General features: G+C 41.3%; 6 protein-coding genes and 1 pseudogene. 6 read left to right on the top strand and 1 reads right to left on the bottom strand.

The features are described from left to right. Window positions 1-173: 173 nt before the first annotated feature. The 5 genes and pseudogenes from ABT996_RS05485 to cydC all read left to right on the top strand — a co-directional run. Window positions 174-332: pseudogene (locus ABT996_RS05485) on the top strand (YSIRK-type signal peptide-containing protein); the annotation flags it as partial. Window positions 333-732: 400 nt separating this feature from the next. Further along, window positions 733-2163, top strand: coding sequence for a cytochrome ubiquinol oxidase subunit I (locus tag ABT996_RS05480; RefSeq protein WP_035447808.1), 1431 nt, complete (start codon window positions 733-735; stop codon window positions 2161-2163). Further along, entirely contained in the window at window positions 2164-3189 is a 1026-nt protein-coding gene (cydB, locus tag ABT996_RS05475) for a cytochrome d ubiquinol oxidase subunit II (protein WP_005922558.1), read from the top strand. Next, window positions 3189-4913, top strand: a complete 1725-nt coding sequence (gene cydD / locus ABT996_RS05470) for a thiol reductant ABC exporter subunit CydD (protein ID WP_035447811.1) — start codon at window positions 3189-3191, stop codon at window positions 4911-4913. Before cydB ends, cydD begins: the two co-directional genes overlap by 1 nt. Continuing rightward, entirely contained in the window at window positions 4903-6648 is a 1746-nt protein-coding gene (cydC, locus tag ABT996_RS05465) for a thiol reductant ABC exporter subunit CydC (protein ID WP_035447813.1), read from the top strand. The genes cydD and cydC overlap by 11 nt, the downstream gene beginning before the upstream one ends. On the opposite strand, the gene ABT996_RS05460 is transcribed toward cydC, so the two are convergent. Further along, window positions 6649-7626 (bottom strand): polyprenyl synthetase family protein, encoded by a 978-nt coding sequence (locus ABT996_RS05460; protein ID WP_035447815.1) that lies wholly within the window; start codon window positions 7624-7626, stop codon window positions 6649-6651. 87 nt (window positions 7627-7713) lie between these two features. On the opposite strand from ABT996_RS05460, the gene ABT996_RS05455 reads away from it, so the two are divergent. After that, the gene (locus ABT996_RS05455; protein ID WP_035447817.1) at window positions 7714-8628 is read left to right on the top strand and encodes a prenyltransferase; all 915 of its coding nucleotides are present in this window, start codon (window positions 7714-7716) and stop codon (window positions 8626-8628) included. Window positions 8629-8642 lie beyond the last annotated feature (14 nt).

Raw genomic sequence — 8642 nt, 5'->3', positions numbered from 1 at the left:
TTGAATGAAATGGTCTTTTAAAAGAGCGTTTTATAAATTACTAGGATTTTTTTAGATTAGAAAAAGGCTTTGGGAAAATTAAATAACATAACGCTTTTACGTAGTAGATGAGGATATGCTTTCAAAAAAATAATAAGAATCTCCAAGCACAAAAAATGGAACCGCCCCAGTAACGGTTTACTATTAAAAGGTTCACGGTCGGGGTAATTTCTGTTTTGATCGGAACAACATGTGCCATCTATCCTGGAAATACAGTTGTTTCAGCTGATAGTGGTGCTTCTGAAGCCACTTTCTTAGCACAAGAAGCGCTACCAGCAAAAAAGGCTACGTAGCAGCCTAAGAAACAGAAGTAAGCCTCCGCGCCACCACCAGCAACAACGGAAACGGACTCTAGTACCGCAAATACAGATTTGCAGGTGTGATAGGACCAGATCGTCCGGCAGTAGCTCAGATCGTATATGAGATCTATGCTGACCGTTCTCGCGGGAATTCTTGGTTTTGGCGCTACTAAGCGTAAGAAAAAAGATGACGAAGCAAAATAGTTAGTTAACGAAAAGATCCTAGTAGGAATTTCCTATTAGGATCTTTTTAAATTTATAAACGTAAAAATACAAAAAAAACCAAATTATTCTGTATTTAAAGAGTTAAATAATTGAAAACGCTTAGTCGCAAGAGTAAACTTAAGGTGTATAGGCTTTACTATGGAACAATTTTTAGAATGGAGGGATAGAAATGGATATTGTAGATCTAGCGCGTTTCCAATTTGCGATGACGACGGTCTTTCACTTCTTCTTCGTACCATTTTCGATCGGGACGGCCTTTGTAGTTGCAATTTTAGAAACATTCTACGTCCGTACCAAGAATGAGGCTTATAAAAAATTAGCCAAGTTCTGGGGTAATATCTTCTTGTTGAGCTTTGCAGTCGGTGTTGTTACCGGTTTGATCCAAGAGTTCCAATTTGGGATGAACTGGTCTGACTACTCACGTTTCATGGGGGATATTTTTGGGGCACCTTTAGCCTTAGAAGCTTTATTGTCATTTTTCATTGAGTCTACATTTATCGGTCTTTGGATGTTTACTTGGGATCGAGTGAAGAAGGGCACGCACTTATTCTTTATGTGGATGGTCTGCTTTGGGACTTTAACGTCTGCGTTATGGATCCTGGCAGCTAACTCATTTATGCAACATCCAGTTGGGTATGCGATCAAAGGCGGTCGTGCCGAAATGGTCGACTTCTTTGCCTTATTGAAGAACCCACAACTTTGGTTCGAATATGGGCATGTTATCCTAGCTGCTTTAACTATGGGTGGGGTAGTACTCGCTGGTTTAACAGCGTTCCAAATGTTGAAGAAAGATACTACCAAAGAAGCTAAGGTCCTCTATAAGAAATCAATGCGTTTAGGCTTGTGGATGGCAATGATCTTTTCAGTTGGGACGATCTTAGTCGGTGACTTCCAAATGAAATATCTTGTTACTGAACAACCTATGAAATTTGCTGCAACAGAAGCAATTTATGAAACTACAGAAGACCCTGCACCATGGACAGCTGTGGGGATCGCTGATACTAAGAATCATACGGTCAAGTACAAGGTCGATATTCCAGTTCTTTTGAGTTTATTGTCATACAATAAGCCATCTGGTTCAGTTAAAGGGATGGATGAGATCAACGCTGAAATGAAGGAAAAATATGGTACCACGATCGATGGGACCAAGATGGATTATATTCCACCAGTAAATACACTTTTCTGGAGTTTTAGAGTGATGGCTGGCTTTGGTGCTTGGATCATCTTAGTTTCCTTTGTCGGCTTACTGATGACACGCAAGAAAAAAGAAACATTGTACCAACGGCGCTGGATGTTGTGGGCTTTAGCACTAACGACATTTGTACCGTTTATCGCTAATACAGCGGGCTGGTTTATCACTGAATTTGGTCGTTACCCATGGACCGTTTATGGTCTGTTCACGATCCAACAAAGTGTTTCACCAAATGTTTCTGTAACTTCCTTGTTGATCTCGAATATTGTTTACTTCACGCTCTTTACGACACTTGCTATCGTAATGATCGGTTTGGTAAAACGTCAATTGCAAAACGATCCATCGCAAATGCAAGGCCACGGCTATGCGGACAAGATCTTGGATCCATTCGATAAGGGGGCGTTTTAAATGAGTTTCTTACAAATTTTATGGTTTATTTTGATCGGCGTCCTATTTGCAGGCTTCTTCTTCCTTGATGGTTTTGACTTTGGAGTCGGTATGGCGACGCGGTCATTAGCTCACAATGAAGATGAACGCTCACAAATTATTGAAACGATCGGACCAGTTTGGGATGGTAATGAAGTTTGGTTGATCACTGCTGGTGGTGCCATGTTTGCCTCGTTCCCATATTGGTATGCAACATTGTTTAGTGGCTACTACTTGATCTTGTTGATGATCTTGTTTGGCTTGATCATTCGTGGTGTCTCTTTTGAATTTAGAACAGCTAGTGATCCAAAGAAACAACATATTTGGAGCTCAGCTTTGGCATTAGGTAGTTTGATCGTACCATTTTTCTTGGGCGTGATGTTTGTTTCGATGATCCAAGGTATGCCGATCGATGCTAATGGTAACATGAGCGCTGGTTTCTTTGATTACTTCAATGTGATGTCAGTTGTTGGTGGTGTGGCATTAGTCTTATTGACTTACTTACACGGCCTTAACTACATTGCATTAAAGACACTTGGCGATATTCGTGAACGTGCACGCAATTACGCTGCTTTTCTCTACTGGGTCTTATATGCTGGACTAGTAGTCTTTGCGATCTTGTTATTCTTCCAGACAGACTTCTTCCAAGTTCGTCCGGTCGGAACTTTGATCACAGTAGCCTTGATCGTTTGCTTTGCTGTTTTAGGTCATATCGCAACTTTCAAGGGCAACGAAATGTTAGCTTTCATTTCTAGTGGTTTGACAATGGTCTCATTGGTCGCAATGATCTTTGTTGGCATGTTCCCACGGGTAATGATCTCTAGCATCAGTGATAAGTATGACCTCTTGATCCAAAATGCTTCGTCGACCTCATATACATTGACGGTGATGACGATCGCAACGATCTGCTTGTTGCCATTTGTTTTGGCATACACGATCTGGTCATACTGGATCTTTAGAAAACGGATCGCACTCCCAGTTGTACAAACAGCGGAGGTAGTTAAATAATGGTCGATAAACTGCTATTTAAACTAGCAGGAATAAGACAGATCATGGTAAAGCTTGCAGGACTCTCGTTTCTGCAAGCTTTACTTATCATAGGGCAAGCTTTATTTTTAAGTGCTACTTTGACCGATCTGTGGTTGGGAAAGCCACTGAGGAGTCAGGTATTCAATATTTGTGCTTTTTCGGTCTGTTTTATCCTGCGTCAGGGAATAGGTCTGATCGATGCCAAATTATTAGATAACTATGCGCGGCAAAGTGCCAAAGAAATGCGTAAACGATTGTTAGAGAAGATCTTCATTCTAGGGCCTGGAGTGGTCCAAACGCAAGGAACAGGTAATTTAGTGACTTTAACTTTGGATGGTATCTTTCAGGTAGAAAATTACATCAAATTATTATTGAGTAAAATGATGAGCATGGCGATCGTGCCAGTCTTGATCTTGTTAGTGACATTTTGGATGGATATCACTTCTGGGGTCATCATGTTATTGGTATATCCCTTGATCGTTTTATTCATGGTCATTTTAGGCTTTGCGGCTAAAGCTAAAGCTGATCGTCAATTTTCGACGTTTCAACGTCTGTCCAATCATTTTATCGATTCGTTGCGAGGCATTGATACCTTAAAGTATTTTGGCTTAAGTAAGCGATATTCTAAGAGTGTTTATCGCTCAAGTGAAAACTTTCGTAAGACTACGATGCAGACCTTGCGCGTAGCTATGTTATCGACTTTTGCGCTCGATTTCTTCACGACTTTATCGATCGCTGTTTTGGCTGTCTTTTTAGGCTTGAGATTGATCGATCAGCAAATGTCGCTTTTCTATGGCCTCTCGATCTTGATCTTAGCCCCTGAATATTTCTTGCCGATCAGAAATTTTGCCAATGACTATCATGCCACACTGAATGGTAAGAATTCATTTCATGCGATCGCTAAGATCATCCATGCGCCATTACCTCAAGCACCTGAGGTCGAGTTGACTTCATGGCAAGCCACAGATGGTTTTAAAGCTGAACAGATCGGGTTTAGCTACGATGAACAAAATGGGATCGCACCTGTGAGCTTTGCAGTCAAAGGCTATCAAAAAGTTGGGATCATTGGTATGAGTGGTTCAGGTAAGACGACCTTGATCAATTTGTTAAGTGGGTTCTATACACCTGATTCGGGTGAGTTTACTGTTCAAGGACATAAGTTACCTAACTTGGATCTAGCTGACTGGCGTAAACAGGTACTTTATATCCCACAGTCGCCTTATGTTTTCTCAGATACTTTACGAAACAACATCGCATTTTATACGCCTGATGTTTCGGATGAGGAGATCTACGAAGCAATCAAAGTGGTCGGTCTTGAGCGTTTAGTCGCTGAGTTACCTGAAGGCTTGGATACTAAGATTGGGAGCGGGAAACGCGCACTTTCAGGTGGTCAAGCGCAACGGATCGCTTTAGCGCGTGCCTTCTTGGATAAAAAACGCAAGGTCATGATCTTTGATGAACCGACGGCGCACTTAGATATCGAGACTGAATTGGAATTAAAAGAAAAAATGATGCCACTGATGCAAGATCGGTTGGTTTTCTTTGCTACACACCGTCTGCATTGGATGCACCAAATGGACTATATCTTAGTCATGGATGAAGGTAAATTGGTTGAAAGTGGAACCTATAGTGAGCTCTTAGCTAAGAATGGTTACTTCTGTAAGTTATTAAGTGAAATGAGGGGGGATACAGATGCTAAATAAGTTATCATTTTTTAAAGCTTTGCAACATGATAGCTGGGTCAAACCGTTTTTGAAGTACTACAAAAAAACGCTTTGGTTAGCGATCTTCCTCGGCGTTTTAACTTTTATCTGTGCAGGGGGATTGATGTTTACTAGTGGCTATCTGATCACAAAATCAGCAACACCACCGGAAAATATCTTATTAGTTTATGTTCCGATCGTTTTGACGAGAGCATTTGGGATCTTTCGCCCATTATTGCACTATTTAGAACGGTTGACCAGCCATAACTGGGTCTTTAAGATGACCTCAGAGTTTCGGCGCAAGATGTATGATGCTTTGGAACGGGATGCGGTCTTTTTCAATAACAAATATCGCTTAGGAGATATCTTAGGCTTGTTATCAGAAGACGTTGCCCACATCCAAAATCTATATTTGCGAACACTTTTCCCATATTTTACGGTCTGTGGGCTTTACGTTTTTATCATTGTTGGGTTAGGTGTGATCTCACCTCTGTTTGCCTTATGGATGCTTGTGTTATATGGCCTTTTGATCTTTGCGCTCCCGCTTTGGTCAGTTATTGTCAACGGGGCCCGGCAAGAGTACGAAAAGCAGATCAAAAATGCATTGTATCTTGATCTTACCGATAATGTCTTGGGGGTCTCGGATTGGATCTTTTCGGAACGTGCCAATGATTATCTTAAACGACACGAGGAAAATGAAGCAAAATTGCTCACGACGCAAGAAAAGATGCGAAAATTTGAACGTCGCCGTGATCTAGTGGGACAATTTATCTTTTTAGCGATCGTTGTTAGTTTGATCATTTGGGCTTCAGGCCGTTTTGGTGGTACCGAGACTGATTCGATCAACTGGATCGCAGCGTTTGTGCTCTGTGTCTTTCCTTTGGCGGATGCCTTTATGCCACTGCCAACGGCTGCACAAGAGACAAATGTATATTTAGATTCGATCAAGCGCTTAAATGCTTTACCACACCCAGAAGAAGAACGTAAAAAAGCACCAGCAGTGACAGCACCATACGAACTGCAAGTTAAAGACTTGGTGTACGCTTATGCCGATGGACATCATAATGTGTTGAATAGGATCAACTTAAAGATAAAACCAGGCGAAAAGTTGGCGATTTTAGGTCGGAGTGGCTCGGGGAAAAGTACCCTAGCTAGTTTATTGCGGGGCGATTTGGCTCCAACAGCCGGCTCAGTGACCTTAAACGAGATCAAGACGACCGAATTTGGCGATGATATTGCTAAATATATCGGTGTCATCCACCAAACGCCATATCTTTTCAATACGACTGTGGTCAATAATGTCCGGATCGGTAATGAAGCTGCTAGTGATGAAGAAGTTTGGGATGTTTTAGAGCGCGTAGGCTTGAAAAAATTGATAAAAAAACTGCCTCAAGGACTGGAAACAATGGTCGATGAGGCAGGATTGAGATTTTCAGGTGGTGAAAGACACCGGCTAGCTTTAGCGCGGATCTTATTAAAAGATGCGCCGATCATCATTTTGGATGAACCGACAGTCGGACTTGATCCGATCACTGAACGGGCCTTAGTTAAGACATTCATGGATGTCTTACAGGATAAGACTTTGATCTGGATCACACACCATCTCCAAGGCGTCGAGCATGTAGATCAGATCGTCTTTATCGAAGATGGCCAGATCGAACTGCAAGGGACACCTAAGCAATTGGCCGACAATAAGCGCTATCAAAAACTTAAACAAGTCGATGGCGGCTATTGATCAGTTAGTTCTCTTCAAAAGGCGTTTGATCAACTTTTCGAGCAAGTCACGTTTTTGCGAGACTGGAAGCTGTGAAGTTTGATCGAGCGCTTTTTGTATGAATTTTTCTGCTAGGGCTTTAGCTTTAGTGACACCGCCGTATTTTAAGACAAGTTGTTTAACGGCCTCCATATCGGCAGTGGTCATCTGTTCTTTTTTAGCTAGATAAGGCATCAGTTCAGCCTTGTGTTCTTGTAAGACCATTAATAGTGGTAAAGAATAAACGCCAGTTGCGAGATCTTCCATGACCGGCTTGTTTAAATTTTTGCCATCAGAGTAGTCAAGGATATCGTCTAACATTTGAAAACTCAAGCCGATATTTTGCCCGATCCGTTTAGCTAAAGCAACTTGACGACGGTCAGCCCCGCTGAAATAAGCCCCTTCTTGACAGGCGAGGCTAAAGATCGCAGCGGTCTTACCGTTGATATTGCGAAGATAAGTCAAAAAGCTCTTTTCTGTATCAAAACGAGCGTTCATTTGGCCGATCTCGCCGTTTAATATCTGACGCATCATTTGTGCGTTGACTTTGAGATAAGGTGAAGCGTACAAAGCGTCAGCGATCAGATCGAAAAAGACAGTAAATAATAGGTCTCCAGCATATACGGCGATGTCTTTACCAAAAGCAGATTGAATGCTGACCTGCCCCCGTCGTTTAGGGGAATCGTCAATGATATCATCGTGGATCAAAGTTGCAGTGTGCAAAACTTCGATCGAAGCTGCGAGTTTAAGGAGACGTTCATCGGCAGTCGTAGGCGCATTTTCTTTGGAAAAGAGCAATAACAAGGCTGGCCGGAGATATTTTCCCCCGTTATTTGCCATCTGTAAGAGAGCTCTTTTAAGTTTAGGATCGTTGACTTCGATCTTTTTTGCGATCAATTGGTTGACGATCTGGAGATCATCTTTGACCAACGGATACTGTTGCCAAAAATTTAATTTCATTATTTAGGTTTCCTTCCGACATATTTATCTAGTTTTATTGTACACTATACTGTGAAGACTAAACCAGTACAAAGCGAGGTAATTTGAATGTCACTTAAGGTTTTCCTTGAACTTGTTGAGATCAAGGCCAAAACAGCCAGTGTTTTACCTTTCTTGCTCGGAGTATGTTTTAGTTATTATTATTATCATTCACTAAATTGGGCGAATCTGTTGCTCTTTTTTATCGCGATGTTTTTATTTAACATGTCAGTCGATGCGTGGGATAATTACAATGACTATCATAATGCTCTTGATAAAGAGGAGTATAAACAAAAGACCAATATTATCGGTCGAGAAAACTTATCACCCAGAGAAGTTTTATGGATGTTGCTTGGAATGGCTGGAGTCGCAACTGTTTTAGGACTAGTGTTGGTCGTACGCACTGGGTGGCCGTTATTGTTGATGGGGATATTTTGTTTTGCTGTCGGGATCTTGTATTCCGCTGGTCCGCGTCCGCTATCGAGTTTACCGGTCGGCGAGTTCTTTTCTGGTTTTACCATGGGCGGAATGATCATGTTGATAAGTATTTATATCAATACTTATCAAGAATTTACGTTTGATCTCTCTGATCTTTGGCGGATCGCATTATTAGCGTTACCGAATATGCTTTGGATCTCAAATCTGATGTTAGCTAATAATATTTGTGATCTAGCTGAAGATGAGCGCAATCATCGATATACGATCGTACACTATTTAGGGAAAAAACGAGCCTTGCAGGTCTATACTGCAAAAAATATTTTGGCGTTAGTCAGTTTGTGTTCAACACCATTTATCGGCTTGGCACCCTACACGGTCTTATTGATCGTTTTAACACTCCCATTTTTCTACCGGCAAAATAAATTACTCTGGGAAAAACAAGTAAAAAATGAGACTTTTATCACAGCCGTCAAGATTTTAGCTGTAGGTTCGTTTTTACAAGTTATTTTATATCTGTTAGGTATTTTATTTGATTTTATTTTTTAACGAGGAGATTTTTT

It is taken from the genome of Ligilactobacillus sp. RTP31139st1_D10_RTP31139_211217 (assembly GCF_040226755.1).
GTDB lineage: Bacteria > Bacillota > Bacilli > Lactobacillales > Lactobacillaceae > Ligilactobacillus > Ligilactobacillus animalis.
Note: the sequence above shows the minus strand (reverse complement) of the source record. Positions and strands in the feature narration are given on the sequence as shown.